Source organism: Citrobacter sp. Cb004, assembly GCF_030337065.1.
Classification (GTDB): Bacteria; Pseudomonadota; Gammaproteobacteria; order Enterobacterales; family Enterobacteriaceae; genus Citrobacter; species Citrobacter braakii.
The window spans coordinates 89,019-113,391 of sequence record NZ_JAOWCH010000068.1; the positions used below are offsets into that span (position 1 = coordinate 89,019).

Annotated in this window: 23 protein-coding genes, 2 tRNA genes, 3 other RNA genes and 1 pseudogene; 16 read left to right on the top strand and 13 right to left on the bottom strand. The window is 49.3% G+C overall.

The window, feature by feature from the left end:
* Window positions 1-201: 201 nt before the first annotated feature.
* From OGV65_RS20325 to yciA, 4 genes and pseudogenes are all read left to right on the top strand, one after another.
* A pseudogene (locus tag OGV65_RS20325) lies at window positions 202-288 on the top strand (YkgJ family cysteine cluster protein); the annotation flags it as partial.
* Between the two features lie 28 nt (window positions 289-316).
* Window positions 317-1,060, top strand: coding sequence for a YciC family protein (locus tag OGV65_RS20330; protein WP_016153264.1), 744 nt, complete (start codon window positions 317-319; stop codon window positions 1,058-1,060).
* A 54-nt stretch (window positions 1,061-1,114) separates the two neighbouring features.
* Window positions 1,115-1,654, top strand: a complete 540-nt coding sequence (locus tag OGV65_RS20335; RefSeq protein ID WP_016153265.1) for a septation protein A — start codon at window positions 1,115-1,117, stop codon at window positions 1,652-1,654.
* Between the two features lie 165 nt (window positions 1,655-1,819).
* The gene (gene yciA / locus OGV65_RS20340; RefSeq protein ID WP_016153266.1) at window positions 1,820-2,221 is read left to right on the top strand and encodes an acyl-CoA thioester hydrolase YciA; all 402 of its coding nucleotides are present in this window, start codon (window positions 1,820-1,822) and stop codon (window positions 2,219-2,221) included.
* A 75-nt stretch (window positions 2,222-2,296) separates the two neighbouring features.
* Here the strand turns inward: yciA and tonB are convergent, their stop codons facing one another.
* Window positions 2,297-3,013: a TonB system transport protein TonB gene (tonB, locus tag OGV65_RS20345; RefSeq protein WP_286455381.1), complete on the bottom strand. Its 717-nt coding sequence runs from the start codon at window positions 3,011-3,013 to the stop codon at window positions 2,297-2,299.
* A gap of 224 nt (window positions 3,014-3,237) precedes the next feature.
* Here tonB and OGV65_RS20350 point away from each other — a divergent pair, with 224 nt between their 5' ends.
* Complete coding sequence (locus OGV65_RS20350; protein ID WP_003020675.1) at window positions 3,238-3,534, top strand: YciI family protein; 297 nt, start codon at window positions 3,238-3,240, stop codon at window positions 3,532-3,534.
* Between the two features lie 51 nt (window positions 3,535-3,585).
* On the opposite strand, the gene OGV65_RS20355 is transcribed toward OGV65_RS20350, so the two are convergent.
* Entirely contained in the window at window positions 3,586-3,759 is a 174-nt protein-coding gene (locus OGV65_RS20355) for a YciY family protein (protein WP_016153268.1), read from the bottom strand.
* Window positions 3,760-3,901: 142 nt separating this feature from the next.
* On the opposite strand from OGV65_RS20355, the gene cls reads away from it, so the two are divergent.
* Complete coding sequence (gene cls / locus OGV65_RS20360) at window positions 3,902-5,362, top strand: cardiolipin synthase (RefSeq protein WP_181221749.1); 1,461 nt, start codon at window positions 3,902-3,904, stop codon at window positions 5,360-5,362.
* Between the two features lie 34 nt (window positions 5,363-5,396).
* A complete protein-coding gene (locus OGV65_RS20365; RefSeq protein WP_003020691.1) occupies window positions 5,397-5,726 on the top strand; it encodes an HI1450 family dsDNA-mimic protein in 330 nt (109 codons plus the stop codon).
* A 36-nt stretch (window positions 5,727-5,762) separates the two neighbouring features.
* Here OGV65_RS20365 and OGV65_RS20370 read toward each other — a convergent pair whose 3' ends face one another.
* The 7 genes from OGV65_RS20370 to ychE form a co-directional block, all read right to left on the bottom strand.
* Window positions 5,763-6,599: an ion transporter gene (locus OGV65_RS20370; RefSeq protein WP_049269434.1), complete on the bottom strand. Its 837-nt coding sequence runs from the start codon at window positions 6,597-6,599 to the stop codon at window positions 5,763-5,765.
* A gap of 46 nt (window positions 6,600-6,645) precedes the next feature.
* Window positions 6,646-7,650 (bottom strand): murein tripeptide/oligopeptide ABC transporter ATP-binding protein OppF, encoded by a 1,005-nt coding sequence (gene oppF / locus OGV65_RS20375; protein WP_016156729.1) that lies wholly within the window; start codon window positions 7,648-7,650, stop codon window positions 6,646-6,648.
* On the bottom strand, window positions 7,647-8,660 hold the full coding sequence (gene oppD / locus OGV65_RS20380) for a murein tripeptide/oligopeptide ABC transporter ATP-binding protein OppD (protein WP_003833364.1): 1,014 nt from the start codon (window positions 8,658-8,660) through the stop codon (window positions 7,647-7,649). Before oppD ends, oppF begins: the two co-directional genes overlap by 4 nt.
* Before the next feature lie 11 nt (window positions 8,661-8,671).
* Window positions 8,672-9,580, bottom strand: coding sequence for an oligopeptide ABC transporter permease OppC (gene oppC / locus OGV65_RS20385; RefSeq protein ID WP_003020701.1), 909 nt, complete (start codon window positions 9,578-9,580; stop codon window positions 8,672-8,674).
* 14 nt (window positions 9,581-9,594) lie between these two features.
* On the bottom strand, window positions 9,595-10,515 hold the full coding sequence (oppB, locus tag OGV65_RS20390; protein ID WP_003020708.1) for an oligopeptide ABC transporter permease OppB: 921 nt from the start codon (window positions 10,513-10,515) through the stop codon (window positions 9,595-9,597).
* 121 nt (window positions 10,516-10,636) lie between these two features.
* Complete coding sequence (gene oppA / locus OGV65_RS20395) at window positions 10,637-12,268, bottom strand: oligopeptide ABC transporter substrate-binding protein OppA (protein WP_016153271.1); 1,632 nt, start codon at window positions 12,266-12,268, stop codon at window positions 10,637-10,639.
* Window positions 12,269-13,039: 771 nt separating this feature from the next.
* The gene (gene ychE / locus OGV65_RS20400) at window positions 13,040-13,687 is read right to left on the bottom strand and encodes an NAAT family transporter YchE (protein WP_003020714.1); all 648 of its coding nucleotides are present in this window, start codon (window positions 13,685-13,687) and stop codon (window positions 13,040-13,042) included.
* Between the two features lie 487 nt (window positions 13,688-14,174).
* Between ychE and adhE the strand changes: the two genes are divergently transcribed.
* Window positions 14,175-16,853 (top strand): bifunctional acetaldehyde-CoA/alcohol dehydrogenase, encoded by a 2,679-nt coding sequence (adhE, locus tag OGV65_RS20405; protein WP_016153272.1) that lies wholly within the window; start codon window positions 14,175-14,177, stop codon window positions 16,851-16,853.
* Between the two features lie 238 nt (window positions 16,854-17,091).
* Here the strand turns inward: adhE and tdk are convergent, their stop codons facing one another.
* The gene (gene tdk / locus OGV65_RS20410) at window positions 17,092-17,709 is read right to left on the bottom strand and encodes a thymidine kinase (RefSeq protein WP_019076935.1); all 618 of its coding nucleotides are present in this window, start codon (window positions 17,707-17,709) and stop codon (window positions 17,092-17,094) included.
* 623 nt (window positions 17,710-18,332) lie between these two features.
* Here tdk and hns point away from each other — a divergent pair.
* A complete protein-coding gene (gene hns / locus OGV65_RS20415; RefSeq protein ID WP_003020723.1) occupies window positions 18,333-18,746 on the top strand; it encodes a histone-like nucleoid-structuring protein H-NS in 414 nt (137 codons plus the stop codon).
* A 137-nt stretch (window positions 18,747-18,883) separates the two neighbouring features.
* Here hns and galU read toward each other — a convergent pair whose 3' ends face one another.
* The 3 genes from galU to rssA form a co-directional block, all read right to left on the bottom strand.
* A complete protein-coding gene (galU, locus tag OGV65_RS20420) occupies window positions 18,884-19,792 on the bottom strand; it encodes a UTP--glucose-1-phosphate uridylyltransferase GalU (protein WP_016153274.1) in 909 nt (302 codons plus the stop codon).
* Between the two features lie 204 nt (window positions 19,793-19,996).
* Complete coding sequence (gene rssB, locus OGV65_RS20425) at window positions 19,997-21,010, bottom strand: two-component system response regulator RssB (protein ID WP_016153275.1); 1,014 nt, start codon at window positions 21,008-21,010, stop codon at window positions 19,997-19,999.
* A gap of 90 nt (window positions 21,011-21,100) precedes the next feature.
* On the bottom strand, window positions 21,101-22,012 hold the full coding sequence (rssA, locus tag OGV65_RS20430; protein ID WP_016156731.1) for a patatin-like phospholipase RssA: 912 nt from the start codon (window positions 22,010-22,012) through the stop codon (window positions 21,101-21,103).
* A 111-nt stretch (window positions 22,013-22,123) separates the two neighbouring features.
* On the opposite strand from rssA, the gene OGV65_RS20435 reads away from it, so the two are divergent.
* From OGV65_RS20435 to OGV65_RS20465, 7 genes are all read left to right on the top strand, one after another.
* Complete coding sequence (locus tag OGV65_RS20435; RefSeq protein WP_016153277.1) at window positions 22,124-22,579, top strand: YchJ family protein; 456 nt, start codon at window positions 22,124-22,126, stop codon at window positions 22,577-22,579.
* Between the two features lie 55 nt (window positions 22,580-22,634).
* A complete protein-coding gene (gene purU / locus OGV65_RS20440; RefSeq protein ID WP_016153278.1) occupies window positions 22,635-23,477 on the top strand; it encodes a formyltetrahydrofolate deformylase in 843 nt (280 codons plus the stop codon).
* A gap of 156 nt (window positions 23,478-23,633) precedes the next feature.
* Window positions 23,634-23,718: transfer RNA gene (locus tag OGV65_RS20445), tRNA-Tyr, on the top strand.
* Window positions 23,719-23,754: 36 nt separating this feature from the next.
* Window positions 23,755-23,839, top strand: a tRNA-Tyr gene (locus OGV65_RS20450).
* Window positions 23,840-23,883: 44 nt separating this feature from the next.
* Window positions 23,884-24,015, top strand: a non-coding RNA gene (locus tag OGV65_RS20455) — RtT sRNA.
* 44 nt (window positions 24,016-24,059) lie between these two features.
* A non-coding RNA gene (locus tag OGV65_RS20460) (RtT sRNA) lies at window positions 24,060-24,191 on the top strand.
* Window positions 24,192-24,235: 44 nt separating this feature from the next.
* Window positions 24,236-24,367, top strand: a non-coding RNA gene (locus OGV65_RS20465) — RtT sRNA.
* Window positions 24,368-24,373: the final 6 nt, after the last annotated feature.

Genomic DNA, 24,373 nt, shown 5'->3' on the forward strand with positions numbered 1-24,373 from the left:
ACTTTGATAATTTAACATTTATTGATCCAGATTAAGTTAGAACTTGCATTCAAAATCCTGGTTAACCTAATTCAGATCAATTTTGATATATTTTCGCCACGCAAGTACCTGACCTCCGTTGCAGAATAGCGATGGTTATTTGTTCGTGATGCGCAGAGAACAACCAACGTTCTTGCATGACGCTGAAGTCATAGTCAAAAATTACCGGGGCTTTACAAAGATATGCCTTTCCATACACCGCGCGATGCTGCCACTGTAGAGTTATCCAGGGTACAATTGCCCACAAATGAACACCTGCAAAACTCAAGGAGAGTGCATGTCTATCACGGCGAAATCCGTTTACCGTGACACGGGAAACTTTTTCCGTAATCAATTCATTACCATCTTGCTGGTATCGTTGTTGTGCGCGTTTATCACAGTGGTGTTAGGGCATGCCTTTTCTCCCACCGACGCACAAATTGCGCAACTTAGTGAAGGCGATCAGTTAACCAGCAGCGTGGGATTGTTCGATCTGGTGCAAAACATGACCCCGGAGCAACAGCAAATTTTGCTACGCGCTTCCGCGGCGTCGACGTTTTCCGGTCTGATTGGTAATGCCATCCTCGCCGGGGGTATTATCCTGATGATTCAACTGATTTCAGCCGGTCATCGGGTCAGCGCATTACGCGCCATCGGTGCCAGCGCGCCGGTTTTGCCGAAGCTGTTTATTCTGATTTTTCTGACTACTCTGCTGGTGCAAATCGGTATTATGCTGGTGGTGGTACCCGGTATTCTGCTGGCTATCCTGCTGGCACTTGCACCGGTGATGTTAGTACAGGACAAAATGGGTGTCTTTGCCGCGATGCGCAACAGTATGCGTCTGGCGTGGTCGAATATGCGCCTGGTTGCACCAGCAGTGATCGGTTGGCTGTTGGCAAAAACGTTGTTGTTGCTTTTTGCGCCAAGTTTTGCGGTACTTACGCCAAATGTAGGCGCGGTATTGGCGAATACGCTGAGCAATATGATCTCCGCCGTATTGCTGATCTATTTGTTCCGCCTGTACATGCTAATTCGCCAATAAACCCTGAACGCATTCCGGGCTTGTACCCGGTGCTTTTGATGACGGAATCGAAGAATGAAGCAGTTTCTTGATTTTTTACCGCTGGTTGTCTTTTTTGCTTTTTATAAGCTCTATGACATCTACGCGGCGACCTCGGCGCTGATTGTTGCGACGGCTGTGGTTTTGATTTACAGCTGGGTCCGCTATCGCAAGGTCGAGAAGATGGCATTGATCACTTTTGTTCTGGTAGCCGTGTTCGGTGGCCTGACCATCTTCTTCCACAATGATGAATTCATTAAGTGGAAAGTAACGGTGATTTACGGGCTGTTTGCCGGTGCGCTGCTGGTTAGCCAATGGGTAATGAAAAAGCCGCTGATTCAGCGCATGTTAGGTAAAGAGCTGAGCTTGCCACAGCCGGTTTGGACAAAACTTAACTTCGCCTGGGCCGTCTTCTTTATCCTGTGCGGTCTGGCGAATATCTATATCGCGTTTTGGCTACCGCAGAATATTTGGGTCAACTTTAAAGTGTTCGGCCTGACCGCCCTGACTTTACTATTTACGTTACTGAGCGGAGTCTATATTTACCGCCACCTTCCGCAGGAAGATAAATCGTAATAAATACTCGCCAGATCTCCGGATCTGGCGAATTTTTATCCCTTCGCGTTCCTTGTTGCCATCAACCTGGCTTACTTCCGCCTCGCAGGCCGCATCCCCTCTGTTCTCAGCGCGTAAATTCTAGTAGCATCGCGCCTGTAATCTTTCTCTATAGTCGGTTCTACAATGACAACAACGAATAACACTCCCCAGGGCGAACTGGTTTTACGCACTCTGGCTATGCCTGCCGATACCAACGCGAACGGTGATATTTTTGGTGGCTGGCTGATGTCACAAATGGATATAGGTGGCGCTATTCAGGCCAAAGAGATCGCACATGGTCGCGTGGTAACGGTGCGGGTTGAAGGAATGAGCTTTTTGCGCCCGGTTGCCGTGGGCGATGTGGTTTGTTGCTATGCACGCTGCGTGAAACGCGGGACGACCTCGATCAGCATTAATATTGAAGTCTGGGTGAAGAAAGTCGCTTCAGAACCTATCGGTCAGCGTTATAAAGCTACCGAAGCCCTGTTTATCTACGTTGCCGTTGATAAAGACGGTAAACCGCGGCCGATTCCCTCCCTGGCCTGATAGCACGCGCAAGCATCGCCATCCGGCAATCATTCTGCCGGATTTGGCGGCGTAACGCCAAATCCGGCCTGATGCTTACTCGATCTGTGTTGTGCCGTTCAGGCGGAAAACAATATTCACCACCAGCCCGGAACCAGGCTTACCGGCTTCATAACGCCATCTGCGCATCGCATTTTTCACTTCACGCTCAAACATATTCGCAGGCTGTGCGGACAGAACTTCCACATTTTCAACCCGGCCATCCGAGGTCACGTCAAATTTGACCTTCACACGGCCTTCAATGCGCAACGCCTGTGCACGTGCCGGATATTGAGGCTGATTACGACTTAAGGCTCGCGGACCCGATGGTACGCTCACCGCCGGTTTAGTGGTTGCCGGAGCGGTACTGGTTGTTGGACGCGCAGGCGCCGTATTTTCAAACGGGGATGCCGGACGAGGCTCTGCTGGTTTAACATCACGCTTCGGCTGCTTTTCCACCTTTTTCACCGGTTTTGGCTTCGGTTTAGGCTTGGGCTTCGGTTTCTCAATCACTACCGGCGCTTCTTTTGGCGGTTCGGGGATCGGTTCTGGCTCCGGTTCAGGCTCGACGACAGGTTCCGGCGGCGGCTGAACGGCCTGAGGCGGTTCAAGATCGGCAGGCGCAACCATCGTAACGGAGATCGGCTGCGCTGGCGCAGACAGTTCAATAACCTGATGTACCGAGGTATACAGCAAACCTGCCACTACAGCACCATGAATGCCGACAGAAAGTAACGTAGGCCAGGGAAAGCGACGAGGTAAATCAAGGGTCATTGAAGTCATAATCGTTTCAGTAAAAAAACCAGGCCCTGATTTTAAATGCAAATAGCAATCATATTCAATAAGACCGTGAAGCTAACTGGCATTTAAAACGCGATTTTATGATAAAAAACCATTTTCAAAGTATGGCCTTAACATATTAGTTATCTTTCCGTTGCAGTTACCAGGCCTTTCCAATAACGTAAATATGACCTTTTACCGTTCAAGGAGCTCTACCCGTGCTGTACGTTATTTACGCTCAAGATATCGCAGACTCTCTCGAAAAACGTCTTTCCGTACGCCCTGCTCATCTGGCTCGTCTGCAACTCCTTCATGACGAAGGCCGTTTGCTCACGGCTGGCCCCATGCCAGCGGTTGACAGTAACGATCCGGGCGCCGCAGGCTTTACTGGCTCAACGGTGATTGCAGAATTTGAATCTTTAGAAGCCGCGCAGGCGTGGGCGGAAGCCGATCCCTACGTGGCGGCAGGTGTTTACGCGCAGGTTTCAGTAAAACCGTACAAAAAAGTATTTTAAAAACAAAACGAAAAGCAGACATTGGGCACCGCCAGCGGTGCCCTTTTGAGATCAGATGTTGTGGATCGCAAACAGCAACGAGTTACGTTGATGGTTGAGAATACACTTTCTGATGGTATGGATACGCATATTACGGCGCGATTGTCCTTCAAGCCAACGTGCTTTACGGCGGCTAGCCTGACGCAGCATCCGCCAGCGTCCCACTTCCGTTCTACTACGCTTCATGTTTACTACTCTTTCAGTCACTGAGCGGCCATTATAACGCCACACCGAATGCAGACCAGTGGTTTTCCCGTGTTTTTATTTGCCAGATTAATCCTGATGCGTAAACTCTTAACAATACGCTTTCAAAAGGATTTTTAAATTTATGACAACCTTCTACACCGTGGTGAGTTGGCTGGTCATTCTGGGTTACTGGGTACTCATTGCTGGCGTAACATTACGCATTCTAATGAAACGACGCGCAGTGCCCTCCGCAATGGCCTGGCTTTTGATCATCTATATTCTGCCATTGGTAGGGATCATTGCTTATCTGTCCTTCGGTGAGCTCCACCTTGGTAAACGTCGCGCCGAACGCGCCCGGGCAATGTGGCCGTCAACGGCCAAGTGGCTGAACGATCTAAAAGCCTGTGAGCATATTTTTGCGCAGGAAAACAGCAGCGTCGCGTCATCCTTATTTAAGCTGTGCGAGCGTCGTCAGGGAATCGCTGGCGTTAAAGGGAATCAACTGCAGTTGCTCACCAGTTCAGAGGACGTGATGCAGGCATTGATCCGTGATATTCAACTGGCGCGTCACAACATCGAGATGGTGTTCTACATCTGGCAACCAGGCGGTATGGCCGATCAGGTCGCCGAGTCATTAATGGCTGCCGCAAGGCGTGGAATTCACTGCCGCCTGATGCTGGACTCCGCGGGTAGCGTGGCGTTCTTTCGCAGCCCATGGGCGGCGATGATGCGTAACGCGGGTATCGAGGTTGTTGAAGCGCTGAAAGTAAACCTGATGCGTGTATTTTTACGCCGTATGGACCTGCGTCAGCACCGCAAAATGATCATGATCGATAACTATATTGCTTATACCGGCAGCATGAACATGGTCGATCCCCGTTTCTTCAAACAAGATGCAGGCGTCGGGCAATGGGTGGATTTGATGGCGAGAATGGAAGGCCCGGTAGCCACCGCTATGGGCATTGTCTATTCCTGCGACTGGGAAATTGAGACCGGCAAGCGCATTCTGCCCCCGCCGCCAGACGTCAATATCATGCCGTTTGAGCAGGCCAGCGGCCACACCATTCACACAATCGCTTCGGGACCTGGTTTCCCTGAAGATTTGATTCATCAGGCGCTGTTAACCGCAGCTTATTCGGCGCGTGAATATTTAATTATGACCACGCCCTACTTCGTTCCCAGCGACGATCTGCTGCACGCGATCTGTACAGCGGCGCAGCGCGGGGTCGACGTCAGTATTATTCTTCCACGCAAGAATGATTCCCTGCTGGTTGGCTGGGCAAGCCGGGCCTTTTTCACTGAGTTGCTGGCGGCTGGCGTTAAAATCTATCAGTTCGAAGGTGGCTTACTGCACACCAAGAGCGTACTGGTCGATGGCGAGCTGAGCCTGGTCGGTACCGTTAACCTGGATATGCGCAGTCTGTGGCTCAATTTTGAAATCACGCTGGTCATTGATGATGCCGGATTCGGTGGCGATCTCGCGGCAGTACAGGATGATTATATTTCGCGTTCCCGTCTGCTTGATGCCCGTTTGTGGGTAAAACGACCACTCTGGCAGCGGATCGCTGAGCGACTGTTTTACTTCTTTAGTCCGTTGCTGTAAAACGTGCCCATCAGACAGTAAACAGGTAGTCATTATGGATATGGATTTGAACAATCGCCTGACTGAAGACGAAACGCTTGAGCAGGCTTACGATATTTTTCTCGAACTGGCTGCGGACAACCTGGATCCAGCCGACATCATTCTGTTCAATTTACAGTTTGAAGAGCGCGGTGGTGCCGAGTTATTCGACCCGGCAGAAGACTGGCAGGAGCATGTTGATTTTGACCTGAACCCTGACTTCTTTGCCGAAGTGGTGATTGGTCTGGCAGATACAGAAGACGGCGAGATTAACGATATTTTTGCGCGCGTTTTATTATGTCGCGAAAAAGATCACAAACTCTGCCATATTCTTTGGCGCGAGTAACAAACAAAAAAGCTGCTCTCGCAGCTTTTTTCATTTTTATCCAGGCAGTTTACTTCCGCAGCGGTTACAAAACTGCGCACTATGTTCATGCTGCGCCTGCTGACACTGTGGGCATCTACGCTGATATCCTCGCTGTTGGAACGCACTGCTCATGTGTGTGGTTATCAATCCGGTCGGTATCGCAATCACAGAGTATCCAATCAGGATAAGCACTGACGCCACCATGCGTCCCAACGGCGTGTGCGGTGTAATGTCACCGTAGCCGACGGTGGTGACCGTAACAATTGCCCAATACACAGACGCATTCAGCGTAGTAAAGCCATATTTGGGCCCTTCTATCAGATACATCATCGCGCCGAAAACAACCATCAGAATGGCAATAAAGGAATAGAACAACATCAGTTGATGACGGGCGCTTTTTAACGCATTCCAGAACACTCGCAGAGAAGGCATAAAACGCAGCAGCTTGAGAATACGCAAGACGCGCAGGACACGCATCGCTCGCCAGGCGAAGACATAGCTCAGACTGATTTCAGGCCATAGCCACATCACATACAGCGGTAAAATGGTGGCCAGATCGATAATCCCCCAGAAGCTAAACACATATTTTGCGGGATTGGCCCAACTGCACAAGCGAAGAAAATATTCGAGGGTAAAGACCAGAGTAATAAAGATCTCCAGCCAGACAAAAATGCGCCATTCCTCAAAGGTTAAATGGTATTGCGTCCCGACCCCGGACTCAATGAAGATAACAATAACGCTGAGCAAGGCGAACAGCGCACACATACCTTCAAAGCGACGCCCTGAACGGGTGTTTAAATCGAATAATTTGCGATAGAGCGCGCGGCGGACAGAAGAGACTAAACCTGACACATATACCTCACCAAAAAGAAGGGCTGACCTTTGTCAGCCCTCAGGATTATAGCGGGTCTACTTTCAGGCAGGAAACTGCGTGACGGAAACTTCCTTCGAGAACCGGGCGGGTTTTTGCGCATTCCGGTCCGGCAATCGGGCAGCGCGTACGGAACACGCAGCCGGAAGGAGGGTTAATCGGCGACGGCAATTCGCCTTCCAGCAACTGGATAACCTTGTTCCTTTCCTGATCCGGGTCGGGTATCGGCACTGCAGACATCAACGCTTTGGTATAAGGGTGCAGCGGATTATGGTACACCTCATCATAAGTCCCTAATTCCACCGCGTGTCCGAGATACATGACCAGCACACGATCGGAGATATGTTTCACCACCGCCAGGTCGTGAGCAATGAAGATTAACGATAATCCCATTTCACGCTGGAGCTGTTGTAACAGGTTCACCACCTGGGCTTGAATGGATACGTCCAGTGCCGAAACCGGTTCATCGCAAATAATCAGCTTCGGCTCGAGGATCAGCGCCCGGGCAATACCAATACGCTGACACTGACCGCCGGAAAACTCATGCGGGTAGCGGTTAATCAGATTTGGCAGCAACCCCACCTTCATCATCATCGCCTTCACACGGTCGCGGACTTCCTGACCAGACAGGTTCGGATGATAAGTCCGCAGCGGTTCGGCAATGATTTCACCGATGGTCATGCGCGGGTTCAGTGATGCCAGCGGATCCTGGAAAATCATCTGAATATCGCTACGCACTTCCCGCCACTCATCGGGTTTCATGCCCAGCAAATCTTTACCCAGCCAGGCGACTTTTCCATCGGTGGCTTTCACCAGGCCAATAATCGCACGGGCAAAAGTCGATTTTCCACAGCCTGATTCGCCGACCACGCCCAGGGTTTCACCTTCATACAGTCGCAGAGTCACGCCATCAACCGCTTTCAGGGTTTTAGACGGCTGCCAGAACCACTGCTTGCCGTCTTTAATGTCGAAATGAACTTTAAGATCGGCAATTTCAAGGAGCACTTTTCGTTGTTCGGTGACCGCATTCATACCAGTTCCTCCACCGGTTTAAAGCAGGCGCGCAGGCGGCCCGGACTAAACTCTTCCAGTGGCGGAGCACTGCTACAGATTTCCATCGCATGCGGGCAACGCGGCTGGAATGGACAGCCTTTTGGTAGACGCAACAGGTTCGGCGGGTTGCCCGGAATAGTCAGCATCTCTTCCCCTTCGGCATCCAGACGAGGTACGGCATTCAGCAAACCAATCGAATACGGATGAACGGGCTTATAAAAGACATCCCGCGCGCTGCCATATTCCATGGTACGTCCGGCGTACATCACCAAAACTTTATCGCAAATACCGGCAACTACTCCCAGATCGTGGGTGATCATGATAATCGCAGTGTTGAATTCGCTTTTCAGTTCATTCAGCAGGGTCATGATTTGCGCCTGTACCGTAACATCGAGCGCAGTAGTCGGCTCATCGGCTATCAGTAATTTAGGCCTGCACAACAGTGCCATGGCGATCATTACACGCTGACGCATCCCGCCGGAGAATTCATGCGGATACATTTTCATACGCTTACGCGCTTCCGGCATTTTCACCGCATCCAGCATTCTTACAGATTCTTCAAAGGCTTCCGCTTTGCTCATGCCTTTATGCAGCATGAGAACTTCCATCAACTGCTCGCCGACTCGCATGTACGGATTGAGAGAGGTCATCGGGTCCTGGAAAATCATCGAGATTTGCTCGGCGCGCAGTTTGTTCAACTCTCGTTCCGGTAAATTCAGAATTTCACGTCCGTTGAAGGTTGCGGAACCTCCGATACGGCCATTTGCCGCCAGCAGGCCCATCAGGGCAAAGGCCGTTTGCGATTTCCCTGAACCGGATTCCCCAACAATACCCAGCGTTTCTCCAGCTCGCAGAGAAAAGTTTAAATCGTTTACCGCAGTCACATCGCCGTCGGGGGTGGCAAACGTCACGCGCAGATCTTTAACGTTCAGCAGTGCGTTAGCCTGTTGTTGCGCGAGCGGCGCGGTTGAGGTTTCAATTACGCTCATGGCTGCACTCCTTAACGGTCTTTCGGGTCGAGGGCATCACGCAGGCCATCGCCAATAAAGTTAAAACAGAACAAAGTGACCACCAGGAATCCTGCCGGGAACAGCAGCAGCCATGGTGAGACTTCCATCGAGTTGGCACCATCACTCAGCAACGCCCCCCAGCTACTTAACGGCTCCTGCGTCCCTAATCCCAAAAAGCTCAGGAAGGATTCAAACAGGATCATGCTGGGCACCAGCAACGAAGCGTACACCACCACCACGCCCAGCACGTTCGGCACAATATGACGGATTACGATGCGCACGGTAGATACCCCACCCACTTGCGCTGCTTCAATAAACTCTTTGCGCTTAAGACTCAGCGTTTGCCCACGCACGATACGCGCCATATCCAGCCAGGATACCATCCCAATAGCGACAAAAATCAGCAGGATATTTTGCCCAAAGAAGGTGACCAGCAGAATCACGAAGAACATGAACGGGAAGGAGTTGAGGATTTCCAGCAGACGCATCATCACCGAGTCGATTTTACCGCCGAGGTAGCCCGACAGAGAACCGTATAGCGTGCCGACAACTACCGCGACCAACGCCGCGGCAATGCCGACCATCAACGAGATGCGACCGCCAATCGCCACACGAACCAGCAGGTCTCGACCTGACGAGTCGGTGCCGAAATAGTGTCCAGATTCTGTATCCGGCGCGCTGGACATCATGCCCCAGTCGGTATCGAAGTAGGTAAACTGCGACAGCATCGGCGCCAGCGTCACAAACAGCGCAATAATCACCAGCACGACCAGGCTTGCTACCGCCGCGCGGTTATGCATAAAGCGTCGACGCGCGTCCTGCCACAGACTGCGGCCCTCGACCTCCAGCTTTTCACTGAAATTCTCCAGCGCTTCGCTGTTTTTCTTACTTAACATCATAGCGAGCTCCAGTATCAGTAACGAATTTTCGGGTCGATAACGGCATACAGCACGTCGACAATCGCGTTAAACACGATGGTCAGCGTGCCTACCAGTATGGTGAGGCTCAGGACCAGCGAATAGTCGCGGTTTAACGCGCCATTGACGAACAGCTGGCCAATGCCCGGCAAACCATAGATGGTTTCAATAACCATCGAACCGGTAATAATGCCGACAAATGCTGGTCCCATATAGGACAGCACAGGCAACAGCGCAGGTTTTAACGCATGGCGGAAAATAATCCGCCGCATCGGCAACCCTTTAGCGCGCGCGGTACGAATAAAGTTAGAGTGCAGCACTTCAATCATCGAACCGCGGGTAATACGGGCGATACTGGCGATATAAGCCAGTGACAAGGCCACCATCGGCAGGATCATAAATTTCAACGCCCCGCCGTTCCAGCCGCCTCCGGGCAGCCATTTCAAGGTTATGGCAAATATCATGACCAATAAGGGAGCGACCACGAAACTGGGGATAACCACCCCGGTCATTGCCACCCCCATCACCGTGTAGTCCCAGCGCGTATTTTGTTTCAGTGCGGCTATTACCCCAGCGCTAACGCCAACGAGGACCGCAAGAATAAAGGCCGCAGCTCCCAGCTTCGCAGAAACCGGAAAGCTCGATGCCACAAGGTCGTTTACCGTATAGTCTTTATATTTAAAAGATGGCCCAAAATCGCCATGCGCCAGCTGCTTGAGGTAGCTGAAGTACTGCGTCGAGATAGGATCGTTAAGATGATATTTCGCTTCGATATTAGCCAGTACCTCTGGCGGTAACGCGCGTTCCCCGGTGAATGGGCTTCCCGGCGCAAGGCGCATCATAAAGAATGAAATCGTAATAAGTATAAACAGCGTCGGAATCGCTTCCAGACAGCGACGTAATATAAATTTTAACATTGCCCGTACCTTCTGGCGTGTGCCTTTACACCTCTTCTACCCCGACGTTCAGGTAAAGCGGTGTTAATAGTTCGAAGAAAAAAGACACTGTGGGGCAAAATGATTGCCCCACGTCTTGCCATTAATGCTTGATAATATACAAGTCTTTAACGTGGATATTATCCATCGGGTCTTTACCGGAGTATCCGCCAACCCATGGTTTTACCAGGCGGGCGTTAACATAGTAATAAACCGGTACAATCGCAGAATCTTTATCCAGCTGCTGTTCAGCTTTCGAATACAGTTCGCTGCGCTGCGCTTCATCAGTCACTTTCAGCGTATCCGCAATCAGCTTATCAAACGCCGGACTCTTATAGTGGACGGTGTTGTTGGAGCTGTCAGACAGCACCATATTCAGGAAGGATGTTGGTTCGTTGTAATCCGCACACCAGCCCGCACGCGAAACATCATAGTTACCCTGATGGCGCGTATCGAGGAACGTTTTCCATTCCTGGTTTTCCAGCTTCACGTTGGCGCCCAGATTTTTCTTCCAGATAGATGCCGCAGCGATGGCCAGCTTTTTATGCAGATCTGAGGTGTTATACAGCAGGTCAAAGGTCAACGGTTTTTCAGCGGTATACCCGGCTTCAGCCAGCAGTTTTTTCGCTTCTTCATTACGTTTTTCCTGAGACCATTTGAACCACTCAGGTTCAACCAGTTTCGCGCCATCGGTGTAAGGAGGGGTAAAGCTATACGCCGGCAGGTCCCCCTGGTTTTTAACTTTGTTGACGATAATGTCACGATCCAACGCCAGTTTCAGGGCGGTACGAACACGAACATCGTTGAACGGTGCTTTCTGGTTGTTGATTTCGTAATAATAGGTGCACAGATACGGGTCAACGTGAACTTCGTTCGGGATCTCTTTTTTCAGTTTCTGGAATAACTCGATCGGCATGTTGTTATAGGTCATGTCGATTTCGCCGCTGCGATAGCGGTTAACGTCAGTCACTTCAGAAGAAATTGGCAGGTAGGTAACCTGGTTAATAACCGTTTTGGCGTTGTCCCAGTAGTTGGTGTTACGCTCAAGTACAATGCGCTCGTTGACCACCCAGTCTTTCAGCTTATAGGCGCCGTTGGTAACGATGTTAGCGGGCTGGGTCCATTTCTCACCGTATTTTTCAACCGCTGCTTTAGGAACCGGAGAAACGGATGAGTGCACAAGCAATTTGTAGAAATAAGGAACAGGCTCGCTCAGGGTGACTTCAAATGTATGATCGTCGAGAGCTTTGACACCGAGATCGGTGATCGGCTTTTTGCCGGCGATAATATCGTCAATATTGACAATGTGACCGTACTGTAAATAACTGGCGTACGGTGACGCGGTATTTGGATTAGCCAGGCGTTGCCAGCTATACACGAAATCTTGCGCGGTAACAGGCGTGCCGTCAGACCATTTAGCGTCTTTACGCAGATGGAATGTCCACACCTTAAAGTCTTTATTTTCCCACTTTTCAGCCACGCCAGGCGATGGTTTGCCATCGACATCGCTGATTAATAAACCTTCAAACAGGTCACGGTTGATATTGGATTCAGGTACACCTTCGATTTTATGTGGATCGAGTGACTGAACTTCCGAACCGTTATTACGCACCAGAGTCTGCTTTTCAGCAAGCTGCACACCGGCTGGTACAACTGCCGCCGTAGCAACATTCCCAGCGATTAGCGCAGTTAGGATCCCCGCAGCTACTAAACTTTTTTTAGTGATGTTAGTCATTGTGTTTGTACTCCCTCATTATTATGGCTGGTTTTTTAACCAGACTGTTAATCCTGTCAGGATCCCTGTACGGCACCGGAGATTTTCTGCCGTCAGGTAGTTTCTTGTTTTACTGCTTGCTATCACCGACTTTATTTATTTCTGGCGATTCGTATGACCGCCTTGCGTCGATTGTCTACGTGCCTCCCCTGCCGGAAACACGTTATTACCCTGTTGAGAGAAACTAATTGAAAATGATTCTCATCAACGTGAATTCTTCTGCATAATACCTGGCCGGAAAGTATCAAATGCGTTTCTTAACCGCCAATACATTTTACAAATTTGTTAACCAATTCTCTTTTATTGGAAATAAATCTCACTAAAAAAGTCTTACGAATGAAAGATTGTGACAATAAAACGATAAAAATCAATATATTGCATCACACGCAGTGTTAACCCCCAGTCCTGTGTCAACACCACGCCAAAATGCACATAAATTTAACAATTGGTTATTAATTAGCACATTCATCTAAAAAAAACGCTGAAATAACTAATAACATTTCGATAATCCTTCAGCAAGCCCCAGAGTATGATGTTAATAAAATAACAGTGACGTCGGGATCCCTCTGGTGGCCTACTGAGCGTTATATCTATAAAATCAATGAATAAATTAATGAATGGCCATCAGAGTTTTTTATATTTCTATGCTGATTTTCAACTTTAGTGAGAAGTTTTACTAATAACGAAAGGAAACGGAGCCGAAAGAGGCTCCGTTGATGCCGAAGAGGAATATCAGGCAAGTAAACCGGGGAAAATGGACTTGATTCCAGTCACAATGAATTCGATCCCTAAGGCCATTAACAACAACCCCATAATACGCGTAATGACGTTGATACCGGTTTGGCCCAGCAGCCTTACCAGCCACGGTGCCATGCGGAACAGTCCCCAACAGCACAGGGCAAACAACGCAATCGCCACAAAAAAACCAAACAGGTTAATCGCACTGTGATAGCGCGTACCCCAAACAATAGTTGAGCTTATCGCCCCCGGCCCCGCCATTAACGGCAATGCCAGCGGCACTACGCCGATACTTTCGCGGATTGCTGTTTCTGATTTTTCCTGTTTGTTTTGCTTATCTTCGCCCAGTTTTCCGCTAATCATCGACATTGCGATAGTCACCACCAGAATGCCGCCGGCAATCCTGAACGAATCTATCGAGATACCGAAGAGCTGCAGAATACCGTCACCAAGGAACAGCGAGGTCCACAGGATGATGGCAACCGACAGGTTTGCCGTAAGGTTGGTTTTATTTCGCGCAGCAGCGGTTTGATAGCTGGTCATACTGATAAAGACTGGGATGATCCCGACCGGGTTAACCAATGCGAATAACCCAATGAAAAATTTAAAATAGACAGGAAAATCAAATAGCGTTTGGATCACGGTTAGCTCCGAAGCGTTAGCCGGATAAAATGAGTCATAAAAATTGATAAAATCCGCGCTGAAGATACGCCTTTTGTCAGCATACTTCACCTTCTATCTGTGTATATCTACGTAAATACACTTCCAATACTTGGTGTTATTAATATGTATTAAATATGCTAATGTTAATAGCATTCACCCCATCAATTCATTAACACTTACCGATAAACGCTAAAAGGGCCTGCTGAAAGGTGTCAGCTTTGCGAAATTTTGATCCAGATCACGCAATTACTACTCAGAAGTGAGTAATCTTGCTTACGCCACCTGGAGGTAGCGCGTTAGAATTAAGTGGCGCTAGCGTATAAGCTCTTTTAGTAAATCAAGGTAAAGTGGACGTTAATTAACCGTTTGATTTTCAAAACGTTACACAAATTTTCGTCGATCTGTCTATACTCTCGTATCGAGCAGATGATTTACTAAAAAAGTTTAACATTATCAGGAGAGCATTATGGCTGTTACTAATGTCGCTGAACTTAACGCACTTGTAGAGCGCGTAAAAAAAGCCCAGCGTGAATATGCCAGTTTCACTCAAGAACAGGTTGACAAAATCTTCCGTGCCGCCGCTCTGGCTGCCGCAGACGCTCGAATCCCTCTCGCGAAAATGGCCGTTGCCGAATCTGGCATGGGCATCGTCGAAGATAAAGTGATTAAAAACCACTTTGCTTCCGAATACATTTATAACGCATATAAAGACGAAAAAACCTGTGGTGTGCTGGCTGAAGACCACACTTTCGGTACCATTACCATCGCTGAACCGATTGGTATCATCTGCGGTATCGTTCCAACCACTAACCCGACTTCTACTGCAATCTTCAAATCACTGATCAGCCTGAAGACGCGTAACGCCATCATCTTCTCTCCGCATCCGCGTGCTAAAGATGCCACTAACAAAGCTGCTGATATCGTTCTGCAGGCAGCAATTGCTGCTGGCGCACCGAAAGATCTGATCGGCTGGATCGATCAACCTTCCGTAGAACTGTCAAACGCGCTGATGCACCACCCGGACATCAACCTGATCCTTGCGACCGGTGGTCCAGGCATGGTTAAAGCAGCATACAGCTCCGGTAAACCGGCAATCGGTGTAGGCGCAGGTAACACCCCTGTGGTTATCGATGAAACCGCTGATATCAAGCGTGCTGTTGCATCTGTTCTGATGTCTAAAACCTTCGATAACGGCGTAATTTGTGCTTCTGAACAGTCCGTTGTTGTCGTTGACTCTGTATACGACGCAGTACGTGAGCGTTTCGCGACTCACGGCGGCTACATGCTGCAAGGCAAAGAGCTGAAAGCCGTTCAGGACGTTATCCTGAAAAATGGCGCGCTGAACGCGGCTATCGTTGGTCAGCCGGCATACAAAATTGCTGAACTGGCAGGCTTCTCCGTACCAGAAACCACTAAGATTCTGATCGGTGAAGTGACAGTTGTTGACGAAAGCGAACCGTTCGCTCACGAAAAATTGTCTCCGACGCTGGCAATGTACCGCGCGAAAGACTTCGAAGACGCCGTTATTAAAGCTGAAAAACTGGTTGCGATGGGCGGTATCGGTCATACCTCTTGCCTGTACACCGACCAGGACAACCAGCCAGAACGTGTTGCTTACTTCGGTCAGATGATGAAAACCGCACGTATCCTGATTAACACCCCAGCTTCTCAGGGTGGTATCGGTGACCTGTACAACTTTAAACTCGCGCCTTCCCTGACTCTGGGTTGTGGTTCCTGGGGTGGTAACTCCATCTCTGAAAACGTTGGTCCTAAGCACCTGATCAACAAGAAAACCGTTGCTAAGCGAGCTGAAAACATGTTGTGGCACAAACTTCCGAAATCTATCTACTTCCGTCGTGGCTCTCTGCCAATCGCACTGGATGAAGTGATTACCGATGGTCACAAACGTGCGCTGATCGTGACCGACCGCTTCCTGTTTAACAATGGCTATGCTGACCAGATCACCTCCGTGCTGAAAGCTGCTGGCGTTGAAACCGAAGTGTTCTTTGAAGTTGAAGCTGACCCAACTCTGACCGTTGTACGCAAAGGTGCTGAGCTGGCTAACTCCTTTAAACCAGACGTGATCATCGCACTGGGTGGCGGTTCCCCGATGGACGCCGCGAAAATCATGTGGGTTATGTACGAACACCCAGAAACCCACTTCGAAGAACTGGCACTGCGCTTTATGGACATCCGTAAACGTATCTACAAGTTCCCGAAAATGGGCGTAAAAGCGAAGATGGTTGCCGTCACCACCACTTCCGGTACCGGTTCTGAAGTTACTCCGTTTGCGGTTGTTACTGACGATGCAACTGGTCAGAAATACCCGCTGGCAGACTATGCGCTGACTCCGGATATGGCGATTGTTGACGCCAACCTGGTGATGGATATGCCTAAGTCCCTGTGTGCGTTCGGTGGTCTGGATGCCGTTACTCACGCCCTGGAAGCTTACGTATCCGTGCTGGCTTCTGAGTTCTCCGACGGTCAGGCTCTGCAAGCGCTGAAACTGCTGAAAGAAAACCTGCCAGCGTCCTACCACGAAGGTTCTAAGAACCCGGTAGCGCGTGAGCGTGTACACAGTGCAGCAACCATCGCCGGTATTGCATTTGCTAACGCCTTCCTGGGTGTATGTCACTCAATGGCGCACAAGCTGGGTTCTCAGTTCCACATTCCTCACGGTCTGGCGAACGCCCTGCTGATCAGCAACGTTATTCGTTATAACGCGAACGACAACCCGACTAAACAGACTGCATTCAGCCAGTACGACCGTCCGCAGGCTCGTCGTCGCTACGCTGAAATCGCAGACCATCTGGGTCTGAGCGCACCGGGCGACCGTACTGCTGCAAAAATCCAGAAACTGCTGGGCTGGCTTGACGAAATCAAAGCTGAACTGGGTATTCCTAAGTCTATCCGTGAAGCTGGCGTTCAGGAAGCTGACTTCCTGGCACACGTGGACAAACTGTCTGAAGATGCGTTTGATGACCAGTGTACTGGTGCTAACCCGCGTTACCCGCTGATTTCTGAACTGAAACAGATCCTGATGGATACCTACTACGGTCGTGAATACAGCGAAGATCAAACCGCCGTTAAGACTGAAGCAGTAGCAGCGCCGAAAGCTGAGAAAAAAGCGAAGAAATCCGCTTAATTCATCCAGATAAGTTTTAGTTTCACCATAAACGGTCCCAAATTGGGGCCGTTTTTTTTTACATCTTTCGTTATCAGAATCGATACATGACCAATTCAGCGACGTGTAAAGGATGGACCTGTAAAAGGATGCTTAGGAGGATGCGAGAATAGCGTCAGGAGAGTGTCTGACAGGGTAGCGAACATTAGCGAATGTCTCAGCCTACCCTGTGCTAATAAGCGCCCAGAAGCGCGTAGAGTTAATCGTGGTTGTGTCGTTCTTGTATCGCCGTCAGAGAGCCCTCAGACTGTGCTTGCTTATAATGCTTACGGCATACCGATACATAGCGTTCGTTCCCGCCAATCACCACCTGTTCGCCCTCGTTATAAGGTCGTCCTGCCTGATCAAGACGCAACACCATGCTGGCCTTACGCCCACAGAAACAAATGGTTTTTAATTCAACCAGTTTATCTGACCACGCCAACAGGTATTCGCTGCCGCCAAATAACTCACCACGAAAATCGGTACGCAAGCCGTAGCACAACACGGGAATATCCAGCTGATCGACAACTTCAGATAATTCATAAACCTGCTGTCGAGTCAGAAACTGCGACTCATCAACCAGTACACAGTGAATTCTTTGCTGCTCATTCTCAGCCCGAATCTCTTCGAACAATGATGAATTTTGGTTAAACAATTTTGCAGGTGACGACAGACCTATACGTGAACTTACTTTTCCAGCACCAAAGCGGTCATCAATTTCCGCTGTATATACCACGGCACGCATCCCACGTTCCTGATAATTGTACGAAGATTGCAGCAATGCAGTCGACTTACCGGCATTCATTGCAGAATAGTAAAAATATAGCTGTGCCATTGACCGTAGGCCCTCACCCGGGGAAATAAATATGGGCAGGATTGTAGCATATTTCACGAACGTGTCGGTGTAGCGTTGCCTGCATAGGCGTATAAATAGGCGTTCAGACTCGCTCAGTGTCGCCTAAATAACCGATCCTTTAAGTGACATGGGAGCGCTAGTACACTCCAGTCATAGCCCAGGCAGCCTGAAACTGGACGGGTATATACACACTCTTTCACAAATAGTGCTCATGAAATTTATCCATACCTCTTATCTTCTTACGGCAATAAAGAAACCCTTCCCTTATTGTTATTGAATCTACCCACTGTCGCCATGTATTAGCGAATTCATGTAAGCAAAACTAATACAAAAGGTTGAAATCACTGCAAAGAGATACTATTTGTACACCATAAAATGTGACCTGAATCTTGAATTTTTACTCTCAGCCGCTGAGAAGCCCCCTCACCAATAAGCCTTTTTTATGCCCAACGTCGCGGTGAATTTAAGACAGATGAATTAATTCTGATACTAAATAAAGCGCAATTTTGAATTCCTTACATTCCTGGCTATTGCACAACTGAATTTATCGCTCTATTATTAGCTCAACAAACCACCCCCAATATAAGTTTGAGATTACTACAATGAGCGAAGCACTTAAAATTCTGAACAACATCCGTACTCTTCGTGCGCAGGCAAGAGAATGTACTCTGGAAACGCTTGAAGAAATGCTGGAAAAATTAGAAGTTGTTGTTAGCGAGCGCCGTGAAGAAGAAAGCGCTGCAGCTGCTGAAGTTGAAGAACGTACTCGTAAACTGCAACAATATCGTGAAATGCTGATCGCTGACGGCATTGACCCGAACGAACTGCTGAATAGCATGGCTGCTGTTAAATCTGGCACCAAAGCTAAACGCGCTGCACGTCCGGCTAAATATAGCTATGTTGACGAAAACGGTGAAACTAAAACCTGGACTGGTCAGGGTCGTACACCGGCAGTGATCAAAAAAGCGATGGAAGAACAAGGTAAACAACTGGACGATTTCTTAATCAAGGAATAATTCAGAAATAGTTTGCTTAAAATCCCGCCACTGGCGGGATTTTTTTTACCTGAACTTCGCACAGTCCCTACCCAGTTCAGGTATAAAAAAACGGTGCTGGATTAACAGCACCGTTCAGACCTGATAATACCAGCAGGTTACTTCTTAATACCCATCTCATCTTCCAGCCAGGCTTTAAATTCAGCGCCGAGAGTATTATGGCGAATACCATATTCAACGAACGCCTGCATATAGCCCAGCTTATTACCACAGTCATGGCTTTTGCCCTTCATGTGATAAGCTTCAACCGTTTCTTTTTCAATCAGCATATCGATAGCATCAGTCAGCTGAATTTCGTCACCGGCTCCCGGAGGCGTTTTTGCCAGCAGAGGCCAGATATCCGCACTAAGGACGTAACGCCCCACGACGGCCAGATTAGATGGCGCCACATTCGCTTTCGGCTTTTCAACAACGCCAACCATCGGTACGCTTTCGCCCGGCGCTAATTCAACGCCTTTACAATCAACAACACCATAAGCGGTAACATCTTCTACCGGCTCAACCATAATCTGGCTGCTGCCTGTTTCATCGAAACGATGAATCATTTCGGCAAGGTTGTCGCGTGATAAATCAGATTCGTATTCGTCAAGAATGACGTCCGGCAAGATAACCGCAACGGGCTCATCGCCAACCACCGGGTGCGCGCACAATACCGCGTGGCCCAGACCTTTGGCCAGTCCCTGACGCACCTGCATAATAGTGACATGTGGCGGACAAATAGATTGCACTTCTTCCAGTAGCTGGCGTTTTACACGTTTTTCCAGCATAGCTTCAAGTTCAAAGCTGGTATCGAAGTGGTTTTCAATCGAATTTTTAGACGAGTGAGTTACAAGTACAATTTCAGTGATGCCCGCAGCAATACATTCGTTTACGACGTACTGAATTAATGGCTTATCAACCAACGGTAGCATCTCTTTCGGGATTGCTTTCGTAGCCGGTAACATCCTGGTTCCTAATCCCGCAACCGGGATAACGGCCTTTTTGACTTTTGAATTAAGGGCAGCCATTTAAAACTCTCCTGGACTGTTCATGTATTGAACGTGTTCATCAATCTGTATCGCATCCAAGTATATCAGTACCGCGACAAGCTTCTGGTCTGAAAAGGACGCGCGTCGGTATAATTAAGATAAATACGAATAAATCTGGCGCTGATAGTAGCACTCACAGCATGGGGGGGGTGAGCCAATTTCATTCTCACTCCACTCGGTTGTTCATTCTGCAGACAACATCAGGCGCAGCCGACCACCGGCCCCCCAAATTTGGCATTGCCAGGATTCGCAACGTTGGCTCAGTTGATTAAGATACGCATTCCCTAAGGTTCCCAACGGAACGCCATTGCTGATTTGTACATTGTGTGAACCTGTATTTAATGTCGCATTCAGCCCTGCTGATACCAGAATCAGGTTTTTTAATCCACTGTGGTAATAACCCACCAGCAGAGGGAATTGTCCGGGCAAATTAGCCTGGCGCAATAAATGGTTAACCTGTTTCAATAACGCACCGAGCTCCGGCAATCGTTGATTTTGATGCGCGAGCTGTTCCTGCAGCAAACCGTTAAATAGCGCCCGCAGTAACAATGCTGCCAGAACGCCATTATCCCCTGCCCGCGTCACATCCAGACAATAAAACGCAAGGTCATGGTCCGATAGCGGTGCAATATCCAGTACCAGCCCCGGCTGATCGGCGGCTACCAATTGACGATAGTTGATCCGACATCGTGAAATAACTTGCGACACAGGAGGCTGTAATTCTTGTAACAGCTTCGCTGCAGCGGCGGGATCCCCGACCATCGCATCCCAGTCGCGAAACAGCCGCTCTTCTTCTTCCACGCGTGAATTAAACATATTCGGATACAGACACGCAAAGACGGTTTCGCGCAGGCGGTTCAGGTCTTTTACCGGCTTTAGCAGCACATCATCCACACCCAATCGCAGTGCTTTGGCTATATCAGACATGTTTTCCGTCGCTGATATCACCAGGATTGGGGTCTGATCGCCACGATTACGCAGATACTCTACTAGCTTAAGGCCGTTCATTCGTGGCATAGCCAGGTCGCAGATAATCAGGTCGGGGTTAAAGTGCCCGAGTAATTCAAGTGCTTCAAGTCCATCGCCAGCTACCGCCGTTGTCGCTCCCAAAGAGGAAAACCATGAGTCCATGAGTGAGCGAAATACCGGCTCATCCTCAACGATAAGAATCTGTTTTCCGACCAATGGCTGCGTCATATTCTCCCCCCTGACTGGCTTTAGTAAATAGTGGCATGCTATTGCTACTCACGCCTGTCAGAATTTGCTTAAGTGTTGATAAAAAATGCGTTAGATGTTGGTTTTCACCAGGGGTAGAAGCTCATCCATTTTCTTCTCGACCGCCAGTTGCCCAGCAGCAATGGCTGCGCTGGCTCGGTGAAAATCCAGCGTGGATATTTGCGGACAAAACGGCTGGATCAGGATATCTGGCGGGTCACCGGCCATGCGGTTACGTTTCAGACGGTTTTCCAGAACCTGAATAGAAGTCGTCATGATCTCCATCGCCGTCGGCGCGGTTACCGCACGCCTGGCCGTTATGTTGCTCAAGCGCTCTTTCAGTCGGGCACGCCATGAAAGCGCGTCAACATCATCACCCGTTTCGGCATCACTGCTGACGTTGAAGGAGAGTAAATCTTGCTGCATAAGATGCGCATCGTGTTGCAGATCGACGGCAATAACGATGTCAGCGCCCAGCGCGCGAGTTAAGGATACAGGAACGGGATTCACCACCGCGCCATCGACCAGCCAGTAACCATTATGCGCTACAGGGGACATCAGACCAGGAATGCTGCAGGAGGCCCGAACAGCCAGGTGCAAATCACCTTCCGTGAACCAGAGCTCCCGACCCGTACTCAGATTAGTAGCCACAGTAGCGAAACGGCGAGTGCATTGCTCAATTGCTTCTACCGGCATGACATTACGGTACTGATTGAATACTCGTTCACCACGCAGTAAACCGCCCCTGCGCCACGAGAGATCCATCAGACGTAAGACATCCCAATAGCTGAAAGAACAAACCCATTGTTCGAGAGCAGGTAACTTATTGCATGCGTAGGCTGCACCAACCAGCGAACCAATGGAGCACCCTGCCACAATATCAACATCAATGCCCATATGCTTTAGGGCTTTAATAACGCCAATATGCGACCAACCTCGCGCCGCGCCGGAACCTAGCGCCAGCCCAATTTTTATTTTTCTCATTGTACGTACAAACTTCCCCTGGCTTGCAGACGTAGCAACATCGCTACCGCTCAGTTAACATAGTGCTACCCTGGCGTTTTTACGCCGTTTTTTTATTCCAGGGAGTACTTTGTGTCTCAGCTTTGTCCCTGTGGTAGCGCTGTCGAGTATAGCCTATGTTGCTACCGTTATGTGTCCGGCGCGCAAGTAGCACCTACACCGTCACATCTCATGCGTTCTCGTTACTGTGCTTTTGTGATGAAAGACGCAGATTACCTTATCAAGACCTGGCATCCGGACTGTCATGCAGCCGCGTTTCGCGACGACATTATCGCAGGATTTAGCCACACCGAATGGCTCGGGCTGACCGTTTTTGAACAACAAACGGCAGACACAGAAAATATCGGCTATGTCAGCTTTGTTGCGCGATTTTCTGAACAAGGTAAAACAGGTGCAATTATCGAGCGCTCTCGTTTTTTAAAAGAAAACGGTCAGTGGTACTATATAGACGGTACACGCCCTCAAATTGGACGAAACGATACCTGCCCTTGTGGCTCCGGTAAAAAATTTAAAAAGTGCTGCGGCTAATCAACGCCCGACAGTATCAATTTTGCAAACATTCTCAACAGGATCACCGCTGCAAATGCATTCATTACAACGAAAAGTGCTGCGTACTATTTGCCCGGACCAAAAAGGTCTGATCGCGCGCATTACGAATATCTGTTACAAGCATGAACTGAACATCGTGCAGAACAATGAGTTCGTGGACCACCGTACCGGGCGCTTTTTTATGCGTACCGAACTGGAGGGTATTTTTAACGACGTCACGCTGCTTGCCGATCTGGATAGTGCCCTACCAGATGGCTCCATTCGTGAATTAACACCAGCAGGACGCCGCCGTATCGTCATTTTGGTCACCAAGGAAGCACATTGTCTGGGTGACCTGTTAATGAAGGCCAATTATGGCGGGCTGGATGTTGAAATCGCCGCTGTGATCGGCAACCACGAGACGCTGCGACCTTTGGTTGAACGGTTTGATATCCCATTTGAGCTGGTCAGCCACGAAGGTTTAACGCGTGACGAACATGACCTGAAAATGGCCGACGCTATCGACGCGCACCAACCTGACTATGTCGTGCTGGCAAAATACATGCGCGTTCTGACACCAACATTTGTTTCACGCTTCCCGAATAAGATTATCAATATTCACCATTCATTCCTGCCAGCGTTTATTGGCGCTCGCCCTTACCATCAGGCTTATGAGCGCGGTGTGAAGATCATCGGTGCAACAGCCCACTACGTGAATGATAACCTCGATGAAGGCCCAATCATTATGCAGGACGTAATTCATGTGGATCACACCTACACCGCAGAAGATATGATGCGTGCGGGTCGCGACGTTGAGAAAAATGTATTAAGCCGCGCGCTGTATCAGGTTCTGGCTCAACGCGTCTTTGTTTACGGTAACCGAACGATTATTCTGTAATCGATTGATAATTGAATTGGTTACCTTTACATCTTTACGCGTAAAAATCAGGCAACCAGTTCTTTTTTATCAACGGAATACTTTACAGGGGCGCATCATTTGATATGATGCGCCCCGCTTCCAACGGAAGCAGGCCAGTAACTAGCATTACCCCGTGGTGGGGTTCCCGAGCGGCCAAAGGGAGCAGACTGTAAATCTGCCGTCATCGACTTCGAAGGTTCGAATCCTTCCCCCACCACCATTCATTCCGATAGATTCATAAAATTAGTATACCCCTGGTGGGGTTCCCGAGCGGCCAAAGGGAGCAGACTGTAAATCTGCCGTCATCGACTTCGAAGGTTCGAATCCTTCCCCCACCACCATCACTTCATAAAGCACCTGTATCAAATCCATCTGTTATGCCTCATATTCTGCCCAGACGGGAAGGATGAGAAGCTTCGACTAAGGTTCGATTCGAGCGTTAGCGAGAAAGCGTTGCCGCAGGCAACGACCCGAAGGGCGAAGCGCACCGCGCTGAGTAATCCTTCCCCCACCACCATCACTTCATAAAGCACCTGTATCAAATCCATCTGTTATGCCTCATATTCTGCCCGGACGGGAAGGATGAGAAGCTTCGACTAAGGTTCGATTCGAGCGTTAGCGAGAAAGCGTTGCCGCAGGCAACGACCCGAAGGGCGAAGCGCACCGCGCTGAGTAATCCTTCCCCCACCACCATCACCTCATAAAGCACCTGTATCAAATCCATCTGTTATGCTTCATATTCTGCCCAGACGGGAAGGATGAGAAGCTTCGACTCAGGTTCGATTCGAGCGTTAGCGAGAAAGCGTTGCCGCAGGCAACGACCCGAAGGGCGAAGCGCACCGCGCTGAGTAATCCTTCCCCCACCACCATCACTT